This window comes from Paenibacillus stellifer, assembly GCF_000758685.1.
GTDB classification, from domain to species: domain Bacteria; phylum Bacillota; class Bacilli; order Paenibacillales; family Paenibacillaceae; genus Paenibacillus_AQ; species Paenibacillus_AQ stellifer.
Genome location: NZ_CP009286.1, coordinates 329,836 through 353,059, shown reverse-complemented (window position 1 = coordinate 353,059; position 23,224 = coordinate 329,836). Strand labels below are relative to the sequence as shown.

General features: G+C 57.6%; 19 protein-coding genes and 1 pseudogene. 4 read left to right on the top strand and 16 right to left on the bottom strand.

Features of this window, described 5'->3' with window-relative positions; translation table 11 throughout:
- Position 1: 1 nt before the first annotated feature.
- The 3 genes from PSTEL_RS01775 to PSTEL_RS01765 form a co-directional block, all read right to left on the bottom strand.
- Positions 2-397 carry a hypothetical protein gene (locus PSTEL_RS01775; RefSeq protein ID WP_038693105.1) on the bottom strand — a complete coding sequence of 132 codons (396 nt, stop codon included), beginning with the start codon at positions 395-397 and terminating at the stop codon, positions 2-4.
- Positions 398-415: 18 nt separating this feature from the next.
- The gene (locus tag PSTEL_RS01770) at positions 416-1,612 is read right to left on the bottom strand and encodes a stalk domain-containing protein (protein ID WP_038693103.1); all 1,197 of its coding nucleotides are present in this window, start codon (positions 1,610-1,612) and stop codon (positions 416-418) included.
- 214 nt (positions 1,613-1,826) lie between these two features.
- Positions 1,827-3,008 (bottom strand): IS110 family RNA-guided transposase, encoded by a 1,182-nt coding sequence (locus PSTEL_RS01765; protein WP_038693101.1) that lies wholly within the window; start codon positions 3,006-3,008, stop codon positions 1,827-1,829.
- A gap of 895 nt (positions 3,009-3,903) precedes the next feature.
- On the opposite strand from PSTEL_RS01765, the gene PSTEL_RS01760 reads away from it, so the two are divergent.
- The gene (locus PSTEL_RS01760; protein WP_245625051.1) at positions 3,904-5,382 is read left to right on the top strand and encodes a glycoside hydrolase family 5 protein; all 1,479 of its coding nucleotides are present in this window, start codon (positions 3,904-3,906) and stop codon (positions 5,380-5,382) included.
- A gap of 88 nt (positions 5,383-5,470) precedes the next feature.
- Here the strand turns inward: PSTEL_RS01760 and PSTEL_RS26635 are convergent.
- From PSTEL_RS26635 to PSTEL_RS01700, 13 genes and pseudogenes are all read right to left on the bottom strand, one after another.
- A pseudogene (locus PSTEL_RS26635) lies at positions 5,471-5,590 on the bottom strand (lysophospholipase); the annotation flags it as partial.
- A gap of 66 nt (positions 5,591-5,656) precedes the next feature.
- Positions 5,657-6,247, bottom strand: coding sequence for a hydrolase (locus tag PSTEL_RS01755; protein WP_245625050.1), 591 nt, complete (start codon positions 6,245-6,247; stop codon positions 5,657-5,659).
- A 42-nt stretch (positions 6,248-6,289) separates the two neighbouring features.
- Positions 6,290-7,525: a multidrug efflux MFS transporter gene (locus tag PSTEL_RS01750; RefSeq protein ID WP_052098119.1), complete on the bottom strand. Its 1,236-nt coding sequence runs from the start codon at positions 7,523-7,525 to the stop codon at positions 6,290-6,292.
- 287 nt (positions 7,526-7,812) lie between these two features.
- Positions 7,813-10,452 (bottom strand): ATP-dependent chaperone ClpB, encoded by a 2,640-nt coding sequence (gene clpB / locus PSTEL_RS01745; RefSeq protein ID WP_038693096.1) that lies wholly within the window; start codon positions 10,450-10,452, stop codon positions 7,813-7,815.
- A 255-nt stretch (positions 10,453-10,707) separates the two neighbouring features.
- Positions 10,708-11,667, bottom strand: a complete 960-nt coding sequence (locus PSTEL_RS01740; protein WP_245625160.1) for a DnaJ domain-containing protein — start codon at positions 11,665-11,667, stop codon at positions 10,708-10,710.
- 224 nt (positions 11,668-11,891) lie between these two features.
- Positions 11,892-12,341, bottom strand: coding sequence for an Hsp20/alpha crystallin family protein (locus PSTEL_RS01735; RefSeq protein WP_038693093.1), 450 nt, complete (start codon positions 12,339-12,341; stop codon positions 11,892-11,894).
- A gap of 297 nt (positions 12,342-12,638) precedes the next feature.
- Positions 12,639-13,472, bottom strand: coding sequence for a type II CAAX endopeptidase family protein (locus PSTEL_RS01730; RefSeq protein WP_038693092.1), 834 nt, complete (start codon positions 13,470-13,472; stop codon positions 12,639-12,641).
- A gap of 306 nt (positions 13,473-13,778) precedes the next feature.
- Complete coding sequence (locus tag PSTEL_RS01725; RefSeq protein WP_038693090.1) at positions 13,779-14,441, bottom strand: response regulator transcription factor; 663 nt, start codon at positions 14,439-14,441, stop codon at positions 13,779-13,781.
- A gap of 2 nt (positions 14,442-14,443) precedes the next feature.
- Complete coding sequence (locus tag PSTEL_RS01720) at positions 14,444-15,691, bottom strand: sensor histidine kinase (protein WP_038693089.1); 1,248 nt, start codon at positions 15,689-15,691, stop codon at positions 14,444-14,446.
- Positions 15,692-15,847: 156 nt separating this feature from the next.
- Positions 15,848-16,747 (bottom strand): DNA-3-methyladenine glycosylase family protein, encoded by a 900-nt coding sequence (locus tag PSTEL_RS01715; protein WP_038693088.1) that lies wholly within the window; start codon positions 16,745-16,747, stop codon positions 15,848-15,850.
- Positions 16,728-17,282: a methylated-DNA--[protein]-cysteine S-methyltransferase gene (locus PSTEL_RS01710; protein WP_038693086.1), complete on the bottom strand. Its 555-nt coding sequence runs from the start codon at positions 17,280-17,282 to the stop codon at positions 16,728-16,730. The genes PSTEL_RS01715 and PSTEL_RS01710 overlap by 20 nt, the downstream gene beginning before the upstream one ends.
- Positions 17,248-17,850: a bifunctional transcriptional activator/DNA repair enzyme AdaA gene (locus tag PSTEL_RS01705; protein ID WP_038693085.1), complete on the bottom strand. Its 603-nt coding sequence runs from the start codon at positions 17,848-17,850 to the stop codon at positions 17,248-17,250. Before PSTEL_RS01705 ends, PSTEL_RS01710 begins: the two co-directional genes overlap by 35 nt.
- 118 nt (positions 17,851-17,968) lie before the next feature.
- Entirely contained in the window at positions 17,969-18,160 is a 192-nt protein-coding gene (locus PSTEL_RS01700) for a hypothetical protein (protein ID WP_038693083.1), read from the bottom strand.
- Positions 18,161-18,384: 224 nt separating this feature from the next.
- Here PSTEL_RS01700 and PSTEL_RS01695 point away from each other — a divergent pair, with 224 nt between their 5' ends.
- From PSTEL_RS01695 to PSTEL_RS01685, 3 genes are all read left to right on the top strand, one after another.
- Positions 18,385-19,896: an MDR family MFS transporter gene (locus tag PSTEL_RS01695; protein ID WP_038693081.1), complete on the top strand. Its 1,512-nt coding sequence runs from the start codon at positions 18,385-18,387 to the stop codon at positions 19,894-19,896.
- A 424-nt stretch (positions 19,897-20,320) separates the two neighbouring features.
- On the top strand, positions 20,321-20,962 hold the full coding sequence (locus tag PSTEL_RS01690; protein ID WP_038693079.1) for a C40 family peptidase: 642 nt from the start codon (positions 20,321-20,323) through the stop codon (positions 20,960-20,962).
- Positions 20,919-23,213: a sensor domain-containing diguanylate cyclase gene (locus PSTEL_RS01685; protein WP_084064570.1), complete on the top strand. Its 2,295-nt coding sequence runs from the start codon at positions 20,919-20,921 to the stop codon at positions 23,211-23,213. Before PSTEL_RS01690 ends, PSTEL_RS01685 begins: the two co-directional genes overlap by 44 nt.
- Positions 23,214-23,224 lie beyond the last annotated feature (11 nt).

Below are 23,224 nucleotides of genomic sequence, written 5' to 3'. Positions count from 1 at the left end.
CTCAACTGCCAAATACCGCCGAATCGATCTTGCGGTCGGCCTTCCGGAAGACAACTGTGACGTCTCCTTCCTCCCAGCGGGTCTCTTCAGCGGAGATTGTTAAGCTCACGGCTTCTCCCGGCGAATAGTAGCCCGGGAATTCAGCCTGTTCACCGGGCTGCAAGCTCCCTGCTGCGTCTGAAGCTGAAGCCTCAGGGCTTGAGGGAACCGGCGAGACTGCTGCTGGACTTGCCGGCGGTTCCGGCTGAAGCGAAGCCGGCGGTGCCTTCGCTTCATAAGCCTGCGGTGCACCGGCACCGCTGCTTGCAGATGGCTGCGCCCCGTCATTCCCTGCCCCGCAGCCTGCGAGCAGAGCTATGGCGATAAACGTCATGGATTTGAATGCTGTTCTGCTCATCGCCGTCCTCCACCCATGCTATTCCGACACTTCCGCTGTTATTGCTCCCCAGTTCTCGGCAGCCTCGCCCTCGCTCGGAAGGACGCTGAAAGTCGGAGCATTGATATAAATGCGATAGGACCCCGGATCTTTCAGGGTAACCGTGCCGCTGAATGCCCCATCTTTTACCGGACAATCTTGGGCAGCTACCGTCTTAAAATCCTGCATGACATCTCCGCCGTCCGGCTTGTATCGCTGAATGACCAGCTTCAATTGCTGGACCGGATGTTCAGGAACTTCGGCCACTCTCCCCGCAACAGTGACGGATTGTCCAGCCTTGAGCTCCAGGTAACCCCCGGACGGGGAGGTTAGGGTCAGCGCCTTCGCTCCGGCTTCTGTCAGGCTTACCGGGATCAGAGCCGGATCGACCGGATTATACCTCACCCGTATACCCGCTGCTGCCATTCCAGAGGAACTGATCTCCAGCGGGTTGATGCCCGGTTCCAGCTTAACGCTCATTCGAATCCGGTTATAGAGCGACCCGTTCAGCGCGATGTCTTTTCCGACGATCTGTGAGCGGACTTCTCCGTTCCAGGACCCTGCCCCAAGGGCAGACAGCGCGCTCGGCGCATACAGCCGCTTATCGTATAGAACGGTAAAGACCGCCTGCTTCTCGCCGGTCTCCCAGAACGTCTGCAGAACCTCCACCTTCTTGTCGCTCCATCCCCAGACAAGACGGCCATTCGACATCCCGGTTGATACACCGAGCAGAGGAAGCGCCCGAACCGGAATATACAGGGCTCCCTTGATCAGCAGCGGAGCCGGAATTGTGTACGTTTCGGCCGGAAGCGCCTTGTCCTCCGCATCGTATATGAGAGTTGAACCCGCGCGGAAGCGGAATTCGCCCCAGCGTGTAACTACCCGGGCCTGACGCTTCGAAGAATCCCAAAGGACGGAACTGGCAGCTCCCGAGCCGCTCAGAGCCTTAAGAGGCACATACAGGCTGCCGGCCCGCCGAACGGGCGCGGACATCTTGAAGGGCTGTCCGTCAAGGGATGCACTCCCGTCGGACAAGCTGATCTTCATCTCGTGCCCGATCAAATCGAATCTCATAACATCCCGGGCCGCAGACGCGCTCCCTTCGGCAGAAGCTGCGGCAGATGACAGACTTTCACCGGCAAGCAGCGCAATCCCTAACAGCAGGACCAACCTCTTCTTGAAGAATTTGATTTTCATACTCCACCCCAGCCTTCAAAATTATTCCATATGTTCTGACGGCTTCCCCGGACAAAAGTTACGTAATCGGACTTGAAATTATGAAAAAAGCACAAAAACCAGCTAATACTTGTCAAGCTTTTTGCTCTTGGTCTGCAAATGGTTTGTTGGTATACTATTTTATGAGCATGACAAATAACCTTCATGAGTAAAGGATATTTGGGGAAATATGGATTTAAGGGTTATAGGGCTGGTTCTTACTGAGGATGGCGAATATGTGATGAAGAAGCTTGTTGGCGCAAGCGATCACGACCACCTTGTAAGCCTTGCCCTCTTTTCTTTTTCTATCATAATAATCTCGAAGCTTACGGTTGATGCTCCCGCGTATCCCACACTGTACCGCTAAATATAAAGCACGTCGCAGTCTCTTGGAACCACGTTTCGTGATCTTCGAGCTTGTCGCCTTAAACTTCCCTGAGCTGAATATGCCAGGGTCTAAGCCTGCAAAAGCAACGAGTTGTTTCGGGTTTTGAAACTGTCCTACGTCCCCTATTTCAGCGACAAGGGCTGCTGCAAGCTTATCTCCTACGCCAGGTATACTCTTCATTAGTTCTACTTCGTGGAGACTGGATGCCATCTTCTCCATTTGCTTCTCCAATGTACTTAGCTGCTCCGAAAACTGAAGCAATAAGCTAACCATACCGTGCAAAGCAACGCTTTGAGAAGAACTTCTCCTCTGCTTTTTCCAATGCGTCAGCACTTCCTGGAGCCGTTCGGCTTTTTCTTGAACCCAGCGTTTCGACCGCGACTTCCCTGCGCCACTGTTCTCGATGATCTGATGAAGATCTCCCGGTTCTCCCTCCAGACAACGCGCCAGCACCTTTAGAGACGTAACCGAAAACAGATCCCGAAAGACCTTCTCGTACCCCGGGAAAACCTGATCTAATAAAGCTCTGGTGTTTAACTTCGCCTGCACAAACATCCCCGTCACAAACTCATGTTGCCGGGTCACATGCTGCAACTCTGTAAACGCTTCGTCCCATATACGATGTGGTGTAACGTCTCCGCGGTAATACATATCTGCTAAATGCCATGCATCTGCAGCATCTGTTTTAACCTTGCGCAGTTGCGTTCCTTTGGCCCGTTTCGACTGCAACGGATTCACGATAAAGTACCTCCAGCCGCCACGCTCCAGATACGCTACCAGTACCCGGTGGTAGTGCCCTGTCGCTTCCAAAACCACTACCGGAGTACATTTTGTTGTCTCCTGCAACTCCGCGAGGAGCTCCCCCAACCGTTCAAGCCCGTGCTCCTCATGCGACAGGCTTTCTGCCCTTCCATAAGGTTCGTTTCGTCTCGTAAAGGCTTGAAGCACACTAAACCCTTTTGCCACATCCACACCTATAACTGGTTCCATAACAACCTCCAAATAAAAGATTTACCGGCTATCCCACGATGGTTCCAAACCCATAGCTTCGCTTGTGATGCGAGGTCAATAGCCTCTACCAGCTCAAACATGGTCATTGGAGGTCGTGGGAGAACAGTTTTTGTGACGGGGTCATTGCCCCTAAAACCACCACGTTCTCCCGGCTTCCTCATCGTAAAACGACCATAAAAAAAGGCCAACCAGTAATTACTGGCTAACCTGATAATACGAAAATCACCGCAGGAGTTAAAGGATCGGCTCCGCTTGAACGGCGAATCAGTCCTTTGGAAATCCCGTCCGGCAATAGAATTAATGGAACGCCGCCTGACAGGCACCATCTCTGGATTCGACAGAGCCATTCGCCGTTCTTCAGCACTTCGCCGGTGTCACCCAGCAACGGAATGTGAAACACATCAGCATTTTATTTTTTGCTTAGTTACATAACAAAATAATGATCTATTATGTCTATTTTCTACTTTTTTTGTTTGCCCCCTGCATTTTTTGTTTACTCATTAGATATTCATGTTTATTTTAGATATTCATGTTTATTTACTGAAGATTTCTCACTTATTACCGGATTACCTCGCTCAACTCAAGAAATTTTTTTCCACAAAACCACTAAAAAGCACAAAATAGTTATATGTAATCGCATAACAATATGCTAATATCTGAATAACAAATCGATACTCCTTAACGCGATGCTGGATAACAGACCGATGTACAGAGAAGGAGAACAGCAGAAAACGGATGAGAGTATTCGGCTCTATTGTAAGCGCAACCAAATATGTTGCCCTCATATCATGCCAAGCAGGGAGTTTATTTGTGAAACCGCTTGCTTTCATGTCGCGTGGGTTTGCATAAAAAAAATTTAATGAGGTGGTAATGAGTGTCTTTGCGTAAGTGGTCCATGACCTTGGTCGCATTTGTTCTGCTCTTCTCAGTAATCGTTGTTCCTCCGGCAAAAGTAAGTGCGGCCAGCGGCTTTTATGTAAGCGGAACCAAGCTAATTGGTTCCAACGGCAGCCCTTTTGTTATGCGGGGTGTCAACCATGCGCACAACTGGTATAAGGATCAGCTCTCGACAGCTCTTTCGGCTATTGCTAAGACCGGCGCCAATACCGTCCGGATCGTGCTGTCCGACGGCAAGAAATGGTCGCTTGACGATGTAAATACCGTAAAAAATATCATCAGCCTCTGCGAGCAGAACAAACTGATCGCCATCCTGGAAGTGCATGATGCCACAGGAAGCGACAGCTATTCCGATCTGGACGACGCAGTCAACTACTGGATCAGCATCAAAAGCGCGCTCATCGGCAAAGAGGACCGCGTTATCATCAATATTGCCAACGAATGGTATGGAACATGGGATGGATCCGGTTGGGCCAATGGCTACAAGCAAGCCATTCCGAAGCTGCGTAATGCGGGCCTGAATCATACCCTTATCGTTGATTCGGCAGGTTGGGGCCAGTATCCGGCGTCCATCATTAACTACGGTACTGAAGTGTTCAATGCCGATCCTCAGAAGAACACGATGTTCTCCATCCATATGTACGAATATGCAGGCGGAAATGCGACGACCGTTAAATCCAATATCGACGGAGTCCTGAATAAGAATCTCGCGCTCATCATCGGAGAGTTTGGCGGACAGCATACGAACGGCGATGTTGACGAAGCCACTATCATGAGCTATTCCCAGGAGAAGAGCGTCGGCTGGCTGGCCTGGTCCTGGAAGGGCAACAGCAGCGATCTGGCTTATCTGGATATGGCAAATGACTGGGCGGGCAGCTCGCTTACTTCCTTCGGCAATACGGTCGTGAACGGCAGCTATGGAATCAAATCCACCTCTGTGCTGAGCAGCGTGTTCGGCGGCGGTGGTGGTGGCGGTACGAATCCTGATCCCGGAAGCTCTGCAACTACTTTATACGATTTCGAATCCGGAACCCAGAGCTGGCAAGGCAGCAACGTGTCCGGAGGGCCTTGGACGACGAACGAATGGAAGTCGACCGGAACTTATTCCCTGAAGGGTGATGTGAACTTCTCATCCAATTCTGCGCATTATCTGTACTATACCGGCGACCAAAGCCTATCCGGCAAAAGCACGCTGAAGGCGACGGTCAAACATGCTTCCTGGGGCAGCGTCGGCAGCGGAATCTATGCGAAGCTGTATGTGAAGACCGGATCGGGATGGACCTGGTACGACAGCGGAGCGACGCTGATTAACTCTTCCGGCGGAACGACGCTGAGCCTGTCCCTGAGCAGTATCCCGAATCTGTCCCTGGTCAAGGAAATCGGAGTTCAATTTCTGGCCTCCTCGAACAGCAGCGGCCAATCGGCCGTCTATGTGGACAGTGTAACGGTTCAATAGTCATAAGCTGCACCGCAGCATCCATACTGCGCGAGAATGCCCGGTTCGTTCCTGAACCGGGCATTCTTTATGGCGTTTTGAAATGCGACTCCCATTCACTCCACTTCTCTGCCGGAGCTCCCGTGTTCAGGATGAACGGCTCGCACAGCACAAGCTTCGTCTGCGGCAGCACCTCATTCATCTCCTCCAGCACATGCCGGTATGCCCGCCCGCCTCCCCGTTCATCGAGGCAATCATATAAGCATAGCCGAGCTAAAAATAAGCACCGGCGCGATTACTCCATCTTCATCAGCTCCACGACCTGCTCTGTCGTGCGAATGCGGCCGAGGCGGGGAAAGATCGTCTTGCAGACGTATTCATGCTCCTCGGCGCTTCTGGCGGTCATGGCGTCCGTGACAAAGACCTGGTTATACCCGTGCTGGTATGCCTCCCGGGCCGTCGTGTCCACACCGATTGAGGTGGAGATGCCGCAGAGCACAATGGTGTCGATGCCCCGGCGGCGCAGCTGCAGGTCCAGATCGGTTCCGTAAAAAGCGCCCCACTGGCGCTTGACGATCAGATGCGCTCCGGGAACGTCGGCCAGTTCGGGCACGAGCCGGTCGAAGCCCTCGGGCAGAGCTCCGGGCTTCGTCTCCAGGTCTGTCTTCGGAGCCGGCGCATCCTTACCGTCCGTCCAGGAGACGGTGACGAGCACAATATACGCGCCCCGCGCCGCAAAAGCATCCTTCAACTTCACCGCCTGCTCCACAACCTGCGCGCCTGAATGAGGCGCGGCCTGGGCGATTCCGGCGACTCCGTTCTGCAGGTCGATGACGACCAGCGCTGTTTTGTTCGGGTCGAGCGCTTCCACGTTGTGATTAATCATTTCGTTCATCATATCCTCTCCATTTCCGGTTCATCATTTTGTTCAAGCCTCGCCCTTCTGTCCGGCGTTCACAGCAAAATTCTGTCCGTTCACCTTCTTCATTTTCCGGTACACATTCATGTACACCCAGACCGCGTTCAGCAGCAGCAGCGCGCTCGTAAAAGGGAACACGTATCGGACGCCGAGATAGCCGGCAATCTGTCCGCCTAGCACCGATCCGCCGAAGACGCCCAGGTATCCGGCCGAGATGGTGAATCCGAATATCCGGCCCGTCATATCATCCGGCGTAATAATTTTTACTAGCGTATTGACGGAGGGACTGAGCCCGGCCACCGCAAGCCCCAGCAGGAAGCGCATAAGCATCAATTCCCATGGAGTGCGCACGAACGCCTGCGGAATGATGAAGATGCCTGCTGCAATCAGGGAATACAGAATAACCCTGTGGGCGCCGACGCGGTCCGACATCCGCCCCAGAATCGGAGCGGCCAGCATATTGGCCACACCCGACGCCGAGAAGATCAGTCCGGCCAGCAGGGCGATATGAGCCGCATTCTTTGTCAATTGATCGACGTAGACGGTGATGACCGGCTCCACCGAGTAGTTGGCGAGCGAGATCATAAAGAAGGTCAGGAACAGCGTAAGCGTCAGTTTTTTCTCCGGCACCCGATTCCAGACCTGCCGCAGGCTCTGCGTCTTCACCTGCTTGCGGACAAAGGTCTCCTTGACGAATAGCAGCGTCGTGATGAAGGCGACCAGCATGAGCGCGCCTGTAATGAAGAAGACGTTCCGCATGCCGAAGCTCTCACTGATGTACCCGCCGACCAGCGGCCCAAGCAGCGAACCGGCGATATTCGCCGTCGACAGTGTGCCGAGCGCTACGCCCGCATGCGCCTTGTCCGTCTGGGTCGCAATCAGCGTTGTGCAGGCCGTGCTGTAGCCGGTGATGACGCCCTGAAGCAGCCGAAGTCCGACCAGCACGTACACATTCGGCGCGAATCCCATGCAACCGATGACCAGCGCCATTCCGAGGCTTGCCCGCAGCAGCATCGGCTTGCGTCCGAACCTGTCGGCAGCGCGTCCCCAGATCGGCGAGAAGACGGCGGAGACGATATACGTTACGCCGAACGCGATGCCGGAGAGCTGGGCGATGTGCGAGTCGCTGCCCACTCCCAGATGCCGGATGTACAGCGGCAGGATCGGCGCGATCTGGCTCATCCCGATGCCGGTAACGAACATGCCGAACCAGCAGACCATCAAATTCCGTTTCCACAAAGGCATACCTCAAGACTTCCTTCCGCACCAAGTGTAGCTCCGAATTGCCCATGAACAATCCATAAGCTATTGTATAGCCGGAATTCGCCTTGGAACATGCACAAACCTGAACTCCATGGACATTTTTGCCGTGAAATTCGATGAACTGAGCTCTTCGAGGCGCTGGAATGTCCGGCTGAGACATCCGGATGCGGTGAATTCGCAATGACCCGGTACGCTGTCAAATTTCGCCGATAAAAAAACATCCCTCCGCCTCATCAAGGCAAAAGGATGCAAGGAAAATGACTATATGCTTACCGCGCCACCGAGGACGCCGCTTCCGGCCGGCCAATCGACACGGACAGCTTGCCGTCCTCCAAATCCACCGTCAGCACCGAGCCCTCTTCGGCTTCGCCGGCGATCAGCGCCCGAGCGACCGGCGTCTCCAGGCTGCGCTGGATGAACCGCTTCAGCGGCCGCGCACCGTACACGGGATCGAAGCCTTCCTTCGCAATGAAGCGCACTGCGGCGTCGGTCAGCACGAGACCGACCTGACGGTCTGCGAGGCGGGCCCGCAGGCCGTCTGCCAGCTTGCCGACGATCTGCCGGATCTCTTCAAGCGCCAGCGGCTTGAACATGACGATATCGTCGACGCGGTTCAGGAACTCGGGGCGGAAATGGCCCCGCAGCTCCTGCATGACGCGCTCCTTCACCGCAGGCGTCAGATCGCCGTTGTCATCCGTGCCCTGAATAAGATGCGGCGAGCCGATATTCGAGGTCATGATGACAATCGTGTTCTTGAAGTCGACGATGCGGCCCTGCGAATCTGTCAGACGGCCGTCATCGAGCAGCTGCAGCAGGATGTTGAACACATCCGGATGCGCCTTCTCGACTTCGTCCAGCAGCACCACCGTGTACGGCTGGCGGCGGACCGCTTCCGTCAGTTGGCCGCCCTCTTCATAGCCCACATAGCCCGGAGGCGCCCCGACCAGCCGGGACACGCTGTGCTTCTCCATATATTCGGACATGTCGATCCGGATCATGCCGTCCTCGCGGTCGAACATCGCTTCGGCCAGCGCTTTGGCCAGCTCGGTCTTGCCGACGCCGGTCGGACCGAGGAACAGGAACGAACCGATCGGCCGGTTCGGGTCTTTGATGCCTGCTCTCGCCCGCAGCACGGCATCCGCGACGAGCGATACCGCTTCGTCCTGGCCGACGACGCGCTTATGCAGCGTCTCCTCCAGCCGCAGCAGCTTCTCGCGCTCGCCTTCGACAAGTCTGCTCACCGGAACGCCGGTCCAGCGGGACACGATGTCCGCAATCTCGTCCTCAGTGACCGCCTCGCGCAGCAGCCGGGCGTCGCCGTCCTGATTCGCGGCTTCCTCGGCGGCTTTCACCTGCCGCTCAAGGTCGGGGATGATGCCGTAGCTCAGCTCGGCCGACTTGTTAAGATCGTATTCCTCCTGCGCGCGTTCCAGATCCTTGCGCGCCTGCTCCAATTTCTTCTTCAGCTCGCGGATGCCGGAGATGGCCGACTTTTCTTTTTCCCAGCGGGCCGTCATTTCCATATGCTTCTCTCTGAGATCGGCCAGCTCACGCTGCAGCGATTCCAGCCGCCGCTTGCTGGCTTCATCCGTCTCCTTCTTGAGCGCAGCCTCTTCGATCTCCATCTGCATAAGCCGGCGGGTCACCTCATCCATCTCGCCAGGCATGGAGTCGATCTCGGTGCGAATCATCGCACAGGCTTCGTCGACGAGGTCGATCGCCTTGTCCGGCAGGAAGCGGTCCGTGATGTAGCGGTTCGACAGAACACCGGCCGCCACAAGGGCGCTGTCATGGATTTTGACGCCGTGATGCACCTCGAACCGCTCCTTCAGGCCGCGCAGGATCGAGATCGTATCCTCCACGTCTGGCTCGCTGACCAGCACCTGCTGGAAGCGCCGCTCCAGCGCGGGGTCCTTCTCGATGTACTTGCGGTATTCGTCCAGCGTCGTCGCGCCGATACAGTGCAGCTCGCCTCTGGCCAGCATCGGCTTCAGCATATTGCCTGCGTCCATCGCGCCTTCCGTCTTGCCCGCGCCGACAATCGTATGCAGCTCGTCGATGAACAGAATGATGCGTCCGTCGCTCTCCTTGACTTCCTTCAGCACAGCCTGAAGCCGTTCCTCGAACTCGCCCCGGTATTTCGCTCCCGCAACCAGAGCGCTCATGTCGAGCGAGAAAATCGTCTTGTCCTTCAGTCCCTCCGGCACGTCGCGGCGGACGATCCGGTGGGCCAGCCCTTCGACGATCGCCGTTTTGCCGACCCCGGGCTCCCCGATCAATACCGGATTATTCTTCGTCTTGCGGGACAGAATGCGGATCACCCGCCGGATCTCGCCGTCGCGGCCGATAACGGGATCGATCTTGCCCGCCCGTACCTCAGCGACAAGATCGCGTCCGTACTTCTCCAGCACCTCGTAGGTGGCTTCCGGCTCGCGGCTTGTCACCCGCTGATGGCCGCGAATCTCCGCCAGCACCTGCAGCAGTTTCTCGCGGGTAACGCCGAGGGATTGAAAGACGCGGGCAACCTCGCCGTTCCCCGCCGCCCCGCCGGAAGCCATCGCCAGCACGGCATGTTCCACGGCGATGAACTCATCCTGCATCGCGGCCGCTTCCCGTTCGGCCTCTTCCAGAACCGCGATGAGCGCCGGCGAGGCATAGCGCCGCATTGTCGACGCGCCCGAACCGCCAACGGACGGCTTCCGGCGCAGCAGCTCCTCCGCTCCCCGCAGCATCTCGGCCACAGGCACATTCATCTTCTGCAGCAGGCGGGGCAGCAGGCCTTCCTGCTGCTGAATCAGCGCCTTCAGCAGATGGGGGCTGTCGATCTCCTGATGTCCGGCGGCGCTCGCCAGCGACTGCGCCTCGGCCACCGCCTCCTGCAGCTTCTGTGTCAATTTGTTAAAATCCATAGATGCCCCATTCCTTTCCTCTCCAAATTGCAGTACTCGAACAATTAATTAATTCATTACGGGACAATTGATGCGTAAGAACGTATTCCGGCGGCGATTGTCCGTTGCCGGGGGACAGTCCGCTTCCGGGACGACCTTCGGGGTTTGCCCGCTGCCGGGGATAATCCGTTTCCGGGACGGCCCCCCGGGGTTTGCCCACTGCCGAGGAATAGTCCGTTCAGGGATAGCCCATTTCCGGGCTTCGTCCATTTCAGGTTATCCCCGGAAGGCCGCTCCGCGCCGCTGCCCCCGCTTCTTCAATCCTGCTTCATAGCCCGAGGCCTGCTCAAGCTGGCGGTACAGCGATTTCTCCGATTCGCTTACGGGCTGCGGCACCTCAATCTCGATGTCGAACAGCACATCCCCATCGGTGCCGTTCTCCTTCTTCAATCCTTTGCCCGGAATCCGCAGCGTCTGGCCGGGCGCGATGCCGGCGGGAATCTTCAGCTTGACCGCGCTTCCGTCCGGCAGCACGGCCTTGGCCCCGCCGCCAAGCACGGCCTGCCAGGGCGCGATCCGCAGCGTGCCCCGCAGATCGCCGCCGCTGACCTCGTAGATGTCATGCGGGCGAATCCGCAGCACAATCAGCAGTTCGTCCTCTTCAGGGCGGCCGCTTCTTCCCGGGACCGCTACCGCCGTGCCGTCTCCAGCCCTGGGCGGAATGCTGACAGTCACCGTCCGGCCTCCCGCCTGGACGGTGACACTGCCTCCCTTGTACGCCTGGTCCAGCGTAATGTCGAGCTGGGCTTCCGTCATGCCGCCCATACCGCCCATGCTGCCCATGCCGCCGAATCCGGTCCCTCCGCCTCCGGAGAAGAAATCGAAGCCCGCCCGGTCCGCCGCGCCCCGGCTGCCGAAGAACCTCTCGAATAGATCGCCGTCCGGCATATCCGAGCCGCCGAATGAATAGCTCCATCCGCCGTCCCGCGTCTCCCGGGACGAGCCTCCTGGCGATGTCCCCCGTCCGAAGCCGTAGGCGGGAGCCTCATCATAGGCCTTCCGCTTCTCTTCGTTCCCGAGCGTCTCGTAGGCTTCGGCGATTTTTTTGAACCGTTCCTCTGCCTCCGGCGCTTTATTCACATCGGGATGCCACTGCTTCGCAAGCTTCTGGTAGGCTTTCCTGATCTCCTGCTTAGACGCGTTCTTGCCGACTCCCAGCACGTCATAATAGCTCATCTCCGCCACTTTTTCGAACCTCCTTTCATCCTCTGCCTTGTTCTTCACCTATTATCGGGAGAATAAACGCAAATCCGCCCGGTTTCAAAGAAAAAGCGCATTATAGCGGGGGTGGCCATCTACAATGCGCTCCATCTATGACTGATGTTATATCGTCTTTTGGGCCATGCCCAAGCCGGTAGTCTGTGTTGATTCCGGCTGCCCGGCCTCAGCGCCCGCCATTCTTATTGATCTTCGCCTTCGATTTCGATGCGCTTGCCGCCCGGCTTTTGCCGCTTCGGAACTTCGAGCTTCAGGACACCGTTCTTCAACGAAGCGCGGATGCCTTCTTCCTCGATGTCCTCGACATAGAACCGGCGAATGAATTCGCCATATCGGCGTTCTCTGCGTACAGTCTTGCCTTCCTGATTCTCTTCAGTGTTCTCTTCGCCGCGCACCGCCTTGATCGTCAGGTACGGGGCCGTATAGTCGATATCAATTTCATCTTTATTAAAACCGGGGAGCTCTGCTTCGATCAGATAGCTGCCATCCTTCTCGCGGATATCCGTACGGAAAGACAGCGTGGAACTCTTGATCGGAGCGAAAAAGTCGTCGCTGAACAGATCGCCGAAGCTTTTGGCCAACTGGCCGAAGGCCTCGTCACGGCGTTTTCCAAATGGAACCAGATCAAACATCCTGCATTCTCCTCTCAAAATTCAAGTTTGGGCCAGGTCGATTTGACTTTGACTTTATTTGACCTTATGTCTTAATTATAGTCCGTTGCACCGATGTCTTCAAAGGGCATTATCACGCAAAATGAGCCAAAATCAACCGTTCCACCCCATTTTCCGGGGTTTAGATTTCTATTTCCATTGATTTGACCTTTTTTGACCTTTTGATAGACTCCTCCTTGTTTCCCTCCTATTTTTTCTAGAAATCCCGTTTCTTATCCGCAAAAAAACAGAGGGCGGAGCAGAGCCGCAACTGCACATTCAAGCCGCTTTGCGGTCAGAAGCACCCCGGGTATCCGGCGTCCGCCGCTTCCACAGGTACAAGGTCAGAGCCGCATAGAACACGACAACTACTACGCTCATATCGCCCGTAATATATTTGGCAGCCGCCGATTGCTCTGAGAGCACGGTGGACAGGAGCAGCCAGAACAGGTTATGACTTGTATGCAGCATGGAGGCGGCCCAGACGCTTCCCGTCCGCAGACGGAGCTCGCCGATCACCGGAGCCAGAGCAACCGTGCTCGCCAGCGCAAGCGGGAGCAGAAGCCACAGATTCTCATTGCTGTGATATTCCGTCGTATTCAATATGACCGGAAAATGCCACAGCCCGTGGATGAGACCGTTCAGCAGCATCGCCTTTTTCGCGCCCATTCCCATCATGCGCGGCAGCAGGTATCCTCTCCAGCCCAGCTCTTCGCCCATCGATTCCACGCACACGGCTTTCACATATACCAGTACGATCACGGCGGGGAACGCCTTCCACGGGATTCCCTGAAAATCCGCCGGAATGTCCAGCTTCGACCAGCCCAGCGCCCAGACAATACCGGAGCCCACAGCCAGGGGAATCAGAGGTATCAGCAGTGCAAAGAATGCCCCCCGCCATCCCGGCAGCTTCTTAAGACCAAGAGCCGCCCAGCCCTTGCGGGAATAGCCGTCGCGGGTTACAACCAGCATCATAATCAGCACCGCCAGAGCGGGTGTCAGCATGTAGTAGAAGCCGCTGATTCCGGGAATATAGCTGCATCCAAGCCCGAGCGCCAGCACCAGTCCCGTATAAATCACCGCCTTGACGGAATCCTTCAATCCGGTAAACATCGTTCATCATCCTTTTCTCCATCCGGCCGTTCATGCCGGGAATTGATTTCTTATGGATTCAGCTTACGGCAAAAAAGTCATACCCGGTCAGTGACGAACGGCTAAAAAGAAAAGCGCGCCTTCCCGGTTAGGAAAGACGCGCTTTGAGCGTGCAGCTTAGGGGCTGGCAGGGCAGATTCGTTGAACCGCTCCCCATTAGCCGGCTGAAAGTCATATTGGTAAAAGCCGGTCATATGACCGACGGCCCCGGCTTGTTATCTTCTGGGCGGGCATAGGCCGGGTCGATAGCCTGTAGGGGTCGGGGCGTCAGAACAGGCCTTCCTCGGCCGCCCTCCGCATGGCCGAGGCCCGGTTCTGCACGTTCAGCTTGGAATAGATGCTGGAAATGTAGTTCTTGACCGTGCCTTCGGACAAATACATCCGCTCCGCAATCTGGCGGTTGGCCAGACCGTCCGAAATGCAGCGCAGCACCTGCAGCTCGCGCTCGGTCAGGCCGCCGAAGGCCTCCTTCGCGGGCGACGCTTCGTCCGTCCGGCCGCCGCTCCCAGACAGGCTCCGCGCGAACAAGGCGCGGGCCACCTCCTGCGTAATCATCGTCTCGCCCCGGCGGACGAGGCGGATCGCTCCCGCCAGATCGGCCGGGTCGATAGCCTTCAGGATATAGCCTTCCGCGCCAGCGTTCAGCGCGCCGGTCACAATGTCCATCTCCTGAAAGGTCGTCAGGATGATGACCTTCACCTCCGGAAGCTTCGCCTTAATCTCCCGGGTCGCCTCCACGCCGTCCATGACCGGCATATGAATGTCCATCAGCACGACATCGGGCAGCAGACTCTCCGCCAGCTCCACCGCATCCCTTCCGTTCGCGGCCATGCCGGACACCTCGATGTCCGGATTCATGCCGAGGACAATGCCAAGGCTCTTTCGGATCAGATCCTGATCTTCGGCGATCAGCACGGAAATCTTATCCATATTCAGGCTCCTTCCTCCATCATCGTACAGCCCGCCGCCCGGATGGCCGGAACGGTGCAGACCAGTTTCATTCCCGCGCCGGGCGAGGACGACAGTTCAAGTCTTCCGTTCAAGCCGGCCAGACGGTCGCTCATCGACTGCAGCCCAAAGCCCTTCAAGGGCTGATCGGTTCCGATCCCATTGTCCTCGGCGGTCAGAACCACCTCGCTCTTATGGAACGCCAGCGTAATCCGCGCTTCTTGCGCCATGCCGTGGCGCTTCGCATTCGTCAGCGCCTCTTGAAGGCAGCGGATCAGCGTCAGTCTGATTCCGTCCGGCAGAAGATACTCTTCGCCTTCCACGGCAAGCGGCACCTTCATGCCGGTATGCATTTCGAATTCGCGGGCGATCCGCCTCAAGGTCAGGCTGAGCCGCCGTTCCTCCCGCTCGGGGGCGATCGCGTGAATATGCCGCCTCACCTCGTCAAGGCCGCTCCGCATATGCGCCAGCAGCTCGCGAAGGCTGTCCTTGGCCTCCACAGGATCATGGTCCATCAAATAATAGACAGCGTCCAGCCCCACGATGGAGGCGGTAAACGTATGCCCGACCGTGTCGTGCAGCTCCCGCGACAGCCGTCCCCTCTCCTCGGCCAGCGTCAGCTCCTCGATCTGCCTCGCGTAAAGCTCCAGCGTCGCGTTCTGCTTCCGGATAATGCCGTACATGCTTCGGATTTGCTGGTAGGAATCGACCAGCTTGCGGAAGCAGAAGCCGATGACCAGAAGCACGAGCCAGTTGGCCAGCGCATCGGCAGCTTCTCCTCTCGGGACTTCCGGCAATCCGCCTGCCAGCATGATCGGAAGCGCCAGGGCGGCTGGCCCGGCCCAGGCCAACTGCCTTCCCGCGCAGAGATAGCCAAGCGTCAGGAAGGGAACCTGAAAGAACGGGAATAGATGCTCCTGGCCGCCTCCGGCCAGCAGGAACAGAATTCCCGTGACCGTCAGCTCGGCGGCGGGAGCCGCCCAGCGCGGAGTTCTCAGGCTCCGGTGCAGCGCCATGGGCAACGTGCAGGATACGACATATCCGAAGACTCCAAGCTCGAAGAGCAGAGGCGGAACCTGCCCCTGATGAAGGTCCCACACTCCCGATATCCCCCACACCGCCCGGATCACGAACATGACCCCGTCCAGCCAGTGCCGTCTCGGCACCCGCATATTCAAGAAAATCTCCCCTTTCCCCAAAGCGCCTTCCTCGATTCGTTGCTGCCGATTCATTACTGTAAGAATAATCCACGCAAAGGCTTCCCGGCTACCCCTTCCCGAGCATAAAAAAAGCCCGACAAAACGGGGCTTGCGGCAATGTGCTATTTAGCGGCTTGCGGGCGCTCTGAGGGCTTCTGTGTTCAATTCATATAAAAATGGCGGTTCGCTTTAATACAGCGCCCGCCACAAATAAAACGTTGCGTAAGCTTCCCAGCCCCGCCAATTTCTGAACATCTCCGTAAGCTCCGGCACAGTCGGCTTCCGGTCCATATCGAGCAGGGAACGGACCGCGTTATGCAGCCCCACATCGGTCACCGGAAAAGCGCCGGCATCGCGCAGGCACCGCATCCCTACATACCGCGCCGTCCAGGGGCCGATCCCCCGGATGGACGTCAGGCGCGCCTCCGCCGCTTCCGGATGCGGCAGTGCCAGCAGCTCCTCCCGGCTGAGCTCTCCGCCCGCGATCAAGGCGGCGACGGTCCGGATCGTCCGCGCCTTCCCCCGGCTCAGCTGGAGGGCGCAGAGCTCCTCCTCCGAAGCCGCCAACAGCGCCTCCGGCTCCGGGAATAGATGATAGCGGTGTCCCGCCCACAGCAGCGACTCCCCGTAATGCTCCGCGATCCTCGCCTTCAGCCGGTAGGCGAAGGCGAGGTTAACCTGCTGACCGAGGATCGCCCAGCAGAGTGCTTCGAACAGATCGGGGATGCCGACGATCCGCAGGCCCCGGTACCGCTCCAGCAGAGGACCAAGCAGATGATCGCTCCCGGCCAGCTCATAGAATGGCCGGAGATCGCGGTCAAGGTCGAACCAGTCAGCGATATAGCGGGCCAGGCCCGCGACAGCGTCCTCTGCCGGCGGCTCCCCGTCCAGCAGCAACGCCGACAGCAGGCCCGGCTCCGGAGAGACCAGCCGAATCAAGAGCGGCTTCCCGTCTCCACGAAGCAGGCGGGTCACTCCCTCTTCGTCCGTCCGGTACAGGCATTCCAGCGGAGAACGGGCCATATAGTCCAGGCACGCCTCCCAGTTGAACAGCTCCGGCAGCGGAAGCTCAAAAAGCAAATCGCTCATGGCCGGCCTCCGCTACATGATGAATACCTTCCAGCTGCAGCAGCTCCTGCTTCAGCTGCAGCCCCCCCGCATAGCCCGTCAGCGTACCATTTGCCCCGATGACCCGGTGGCAGGGCAGCAGGACGGGCAGCGGATTTTTTCCATTGGCGGCCCCGACAGCCCGCATCGCCTTCGGCCGGCCGACCGCGGCCGCAAGCTCCGCATAGGTTATAACGCGGCCGTAGGGGATGCCGCCCAGCGCCGTCCATACCTCGCGCTGGAATGATGTGCCGCGCAGATCGAGCGGCAGACTCTTGAAATCCTCCAGCTTCCCGGCGAAATAATCCTCCAGCCGGGCTACCGCACCCCATTCCCGGAAGGGGGCCTCCTCGGCAAGGACGAGGCTTCCCGGCGCGAAGCGGTCCAGCCACGCCTGCGCCGTCTCCTCCGTGTCGTGCTGAAAGGACAAGCGGCACAGCCCCGCGCCGCTGCCCCACAGCGTCCATTTCCGGTTCCCCAGCTCAAGGGTGTGCCGGTACATTACATTCGCGTTCATCCGCGATCCCTCCTTGATGTTGTTCCCGGTATGCGGTAGGCGATACACCCTCATGCCGCTGAAACCAGGCGGCGAAGTGCGAGGCTCCGCGCAGGCCGACCGCCCGGCCGATTTCGGACACAGGCCTGCCGCTATCCCGCAGCAGCTCCCGCGCCCGGGCAAGCCTCACCTGCTCCAGCGCAGCGGCCGGAGTCACGCCGGTCACCGCTTTGTAGACGCGGTGAAGATGGGACGGGCTGATCTTCAGCCGCTTCGCCAGCTCCGGCAACGTCAGCCGCCGGCCGTACTCGGCGGCGATGACCGCATCCGCCTGTGCCGCAAGCACGGCATCAGGCCGCAGCGTCCCGCCTTCCTCGGGCCGGCACCGCTTGCAGGGGCGGAACCCCGCCTGCAGCGCCTCCTCCAGCGAGGGATAGAAGGTTACGTTGTCCGGCTTCGGCGTTCTCGCCCTGCATGAAGGCCTGCAGACGATGCCAGTCGTCCGGACTCCGGTATAGTAAAGGCCGTCATAGGCGGCGTCGCGATTAACGACCGCCCGGTAGACAAGGTCGAACAGTTCCTGCTCCATGCGAAAATCCCTCCACAACGCCCATTATACACGGTTAGCGTTCCCCGGAGACGGCCCCGAAATAGGATAGCAAGATTTCGACAGCCGAAATAAGCTGTGCACCGGACAAAGCGCTGCACTAGAAGCGGATGACAGCGACGCCCCTGCGATTCATTGAATCATGATTCGGAAAGGGCTGAACGTACGCTGCAAAAGAGTACATCTCATCGAAGCAAAGTCCGGCAAGCAGCACGGCGGAATGCACATAGCCGTCCTGCTCCGGCGGAAATAGCGGACCGGGCGACCGCTTGCGCACCCGGTCTACGACCACGGACCGATCCTAGAATCGGCTCCCGGACGGTTTGGCCGGGCAAGAGGCCGGCTTATACTTGAACGGTAGCCAAGGAGCGGAACGTTATAGAGGTCCCGGGCCTCTTCTGAGTCCGGTCCGCTCAGGGACGGCCGGTTTAAACTGCGTTTACAGAGATGCTGTTAAATACTCTCTGTTCCGGCCTGCCTTCATGAGGCCATCCATTCTGATTCGAGGTGATTTCCATGAATTCCGGCGCTTTATCCGCCAGAAACAACAAAGTTCTGGTCATGGCCGGCCTTCTGATCGGCCTGATCTTCACGGAGCTTGACGAGACCGTGGTATCGACGGCGATGCCCACCATCATCCGCCAGCTCCACGGTCTGGCCCTGTACGGCTGGGTGGCAGGCATCTACATGCTCGCCCTCACCCTGTTCATGCCGATTCTCGGCAAGCTGGCCGATCTGTACGGCCGCAAGCGCATCTACTTAAGCTGCATGACGCTGTTCATCGGCGGCTCACTGATCAGCGGGCTCGCCCAGTCCATGACGATGCTGCTCGCCGGCCGGGCCATCCAGGGCATCGGCGCGGGCGGCCTGATGCCGCTGGCGCTCGTCATTATCGGCGAGCTCTTCCCCCTGGAGCAGCGCGCCAAAATCCAGAGCCTCTTCGGCCCGCTCATGATTATCCCGCAGTTGCTCGGCCCTACGCTCGGCGGCTACATCGTCGGGCATCTCAGCTGGCATTGGGTGTTCCTGATCAATCTGCCGGTAGGCGCTCTCGCCGCCATTCTGCTCTCCAAAGGGCTGAATGAGACCCGCAGCGAAGATAAGCCCCGGATCGACTGGGCCGGAGCAGGTACGCTGATGTCCGCTCTGCTCACTCTGCTTCTGGCGCCTGTGCTGATTGACAACCAGGGCTATGCCTGGTCATCTCCGGTCATCCTTGCACTGCTGGCGGCATCTCTTCTGCTGTTCACACTGTTTGTAATCATCGAGCGGCGGGCGAGCGAGCCGCTCATCCCGCTGCACCTGTTCCGCAACCGGAACGTCGTCGTCCTCTCCGTCCTCGTCTTCACTCTGATGCTAGGCATCATGGGAGGCATCGCCCTGTTCCCGTTTTTTGCACAGAATGTCATGGGCCTGACGCCGACAGCCTCCGGCTATATGACTCTGGCCTTTATGGCAGGGGCGATCCCGACCAGTATCGTGTTCGGTTTCCTGATCACCCGCATCGCTTACCGGACACTGTTCATCAGCTTCTTCACGCTTCCGATATTGGGATTCTTCCTGCTGTCCCATATCGGCGTACACACCGGAGTCCTGTACATCATCGCCAGCTTCGTCATTCTGGGCATCGGGATGGGGGCCCTGTTCGGAGGGGACAACCTCATCGTACAGGAGTCGGTAGACAAGAAGGACAGCGGGATCGCACTCTCCACCGTCCAGCTGTTCCAGTCACTCGGTGCGACTATCGGGCTCAGCGTGTTCGGCAGCCTGCTGTCCGGACATATCAGCAGCGGTGTCGAGCCGCTTAAAAATCAGCTGCCGCCGGGTACGGCGGACAATCTGGCGGCGGGCGGCATTCCCGCCGGCATTTCGCCGGGCCTTGCGGACGAGGTGAGGGGTGTATTCGCCCACGCTTTCCAGAACATTTTCTCCATCTCGCTGATCTTCGTCATAGCGACCTTCATCATCTGCTGGTTCCTCAAGAAGGAAGTGCTGACTCCAGAGAAGGAGGAAGAAGCCGCGGCCTGACCGGTCACGAGACCAAAGATGCATCACTTTAGCCGGTTCATTCCTGCTGACAAGACCGCAATCCCGCTTCGGATTGCGGTCTTTGCTTGTTCCTAAGCTGCGGAGTTCCCCTAGAACATCCAGACTTGATATGTGCTGCTCTCCTTCATCCCGGCTGCTTCCCGAAGCCCGGGGATGGCTGGTCATGACCCTGGGTTCCATGCGAAGACATGCATCGACATACCCGGTCCTGCAGCCCCTGCCGGGCCTTCGCCTGCTGCGCGGGGGCTCACTTTTTGCAACGGTGTGATATAAATCGCAATTCCATACAATTTTCAACAGGATTTTTTGACCTGCCGTCGAATTAACTCCACATATACGGGATATCGGATCAGATATCTGCCTACATATATGAAGGTCGGTTGGACCTATGGGAGGCCTGGAAATGCAAAAACGTCCATATTCGGAAATCGAGCCGCAGCTTCGGACGGGAGATTTGATCCTGTTCAGCGGTCAATATGAAATCAGCAAGCTTGTCGAGAAACTGGAGGGAAGCCTTTGGTCCCATGTCGCTATGGTTGTACGCATTCCGGAAATCGAGACTCCGCTGCTGTGGGAGTCCACTGCGCTGACAAATCTGCCCGACGCCTTGATGCATGATCACCTGACCGGGCCGAAACTTGTCGATTTGAAGCAACGACTGGAAACCTATGGAAGCGATGTCGTTCCCTATGTGCCTCCCCGCTACGCGGTGAGACCGCTGGAGGTGGAACGGACCGAAGAGATGATCTCCAGCCTGCATGAGCTGTTCACGAAGCTTCACGGCATTCCCAATCCGGGGCAATGGAAGATGATTCTGGAGGTCATTGAGGGGCGGTTCTTTCATATCCGCTCCAAACTGGACAACTATACTTGCAGCGAGCTGATCGCCGAGTCCTTCATCGAGATGGGCCTGCTCGATCCGAAGGCCGTTATCAACGGCTTCATGCCCAGCGATTTCTCCAGCGACGGGCATTTGAAGCTGATCAAGGGACAATTCGGGGATGAAATCGAAATCGATCTCACCGAAAGCTTGTCCCGGAACTGACCGTACGGCGATGAAAGCTCTGCACACTTCCGTAATTAAGGCGGCCGGCTTGATTGCCGCCCTGCCGCGCGCGTTAGCGGGCGGCTTGATTGCGGTTCTGCTATTGCTGACATTCGGTTCCGGGGCGGCTGCAGCTCCCATCGATCAGCCCGATGATTCCGCCTCACTTGCCGGAAATAACGACCTGCAGGGCATCCTGCGCATCATGGAGGACAAGGACGGCTCGCTGACTCCCGAGCAGGCGGCCGCTCCCGCCATGGATGCCCTTTACGAGCCCTACTCTTCCAGCGGGTTCGCCGGCACCTTGAGCAAGTCCGTCTACTGGGTGAAGCTTGATCTCTACAACGATGCGGCCAGAACCAGAGACTTCATGCTGGAGCTCAGCAAGCCTCAACTCGGAAAGGTTACGCTGTATCAATTCAACGATGAGCGCAAATTATCAAGCGAGACCGTTACGGGCAGAAGACTGCCCTTCTATGACCGCAGCTATATTCACCGCAACTTTATTTTTCATCTTTCTTTCGCGCCGATGTCCGGGGAGAAGCTGTATTTCAAAATCGAGACCGACACATTCCTCCAGCTTCCCATGAAGCTGTGGGATACACAGAGCTTCCTCGAAAAAGAACAGCATCAGGACCTTCTGTTCGGCGTCTATTACGGCATCATGCTGGTCATGGCCCTATACAACATCTTCCTGTTCATTTCTATCCGGGAACGGACTTATTTGTACTATGTACTGTTTATTTTGTCTTTCGCCGTCATGCAGGCGGTCTGGGACGGCTTCGCCTACCAGTTCCTCTGGCCGGACTTCCCCGGTTGGGAGGTGAGGGCGAACCCGATGTTTATTACACTGACCGGTTTATTCGCTCTTCTGTTCTCCCTGAACTTCCTGTCCGTGCCGAAATACTCGCCGCGCATGGCGCGGATCATGCAATTCTTCACCGTTGTGCTGATATTGGCGCTTCCGGCCATATTGCTGCTGTCGCCTGCTGCCGGTACGCGTCTGGCGGTCTGTCTCTCCTCCGTCAGCATCCTTTTCTGTCTCGGGGCGATTCTCGCCGTCCGGTTCCGCATCCGCTCGGTGTTCTTTTACATTTTCGCCTGGATCGTCTTGTTCGCCGGCGCCCTGCTCAATATTTTGGCTGCCTATAAGCTGATTCCCCTGAACTTCTGGTCGCTGTATTCGATCCGGTTCGGCTCGGCCGCCGAGACGGTTCTTCTGTCGCTTGCGCTTGCCGACCGATTCAACGGCATCCGTCATGAGAAGACGCTTGAGGAGAAGCAGGGAGCACTGCTCAAGCAGCTGCACGAGACGACGAAGAGACTGACATCCACGCATGATCTGGACGAGCTGCTTCAATTTACAATGACGAGTCTATCCAAAATTACGGCCTGCGAACATGGCTTTATTCTGCTGGAAAAAGAAGGCGGGTATGAGCTCACAGCCCAGACGGGGGCAGGCCCCTGGTACGGGCTGAATGCTGCGGAACCGGAGAGCGAGGCTTTTCTCCGTCGTCTGATTGTGGAGAAACAGCTGATCCTGCTCTCGGGACATGAGGACCTTTCCCTGCCGGACCCGCTGGCCCGCACTTTTCTCGGCATACCCATTCTGTATCATGACCGCATGATCGGCGCTGTTGTGCTGTACAGCTATTTTGCGAGAAGAATTACAGGGAATGAACGAAGCATTCTGCGCGATTTTGCCGGTCAGGTCGGTATATCCATGGAAAATGTCCGGCTCTTCTCCGAAATCAACCGCCTTGCCTCCATCGACGGTCTGACCGGGGTGTACAACCGCTCTCATTTCTTGAAGCTTGCCCGCCGACATCTGGCCCAATGCCGGAATACGGGAGTCCCCCTGTCGCTGATTATGGTCGATATCGACCATTTCAAGAGCATCAACGACAGGTACGGCCATCTTATGGGAGACAAGGTCATTCAGGAGACGGTGAAACGGCTGGCTGAGCTGGCTCAGCCCCGCGGCATAATCGGCCGGTATGGAGGAGAAGAGTTCGTCCTTGTGCTTCCGGGCGTCACCGCGCCGCAGGCGATCCGTCTGGCGGAAATTATGCGCAAGAGCATTGCGGCCTCGCCAGTCTCCATGCAGGGGCAGTCTATCAGTTATACGATCAGCCTGGGCCTTTCATCGCTCGGTCCGGATACGCACGAGATCACCTCGCTGGTGGATCAGGCGGACCGGGCGCTGTACCTCGCGAAGGAGAGCGGCCGCAACAGTGTCAAAACCTTATAGGACGCTCTCGA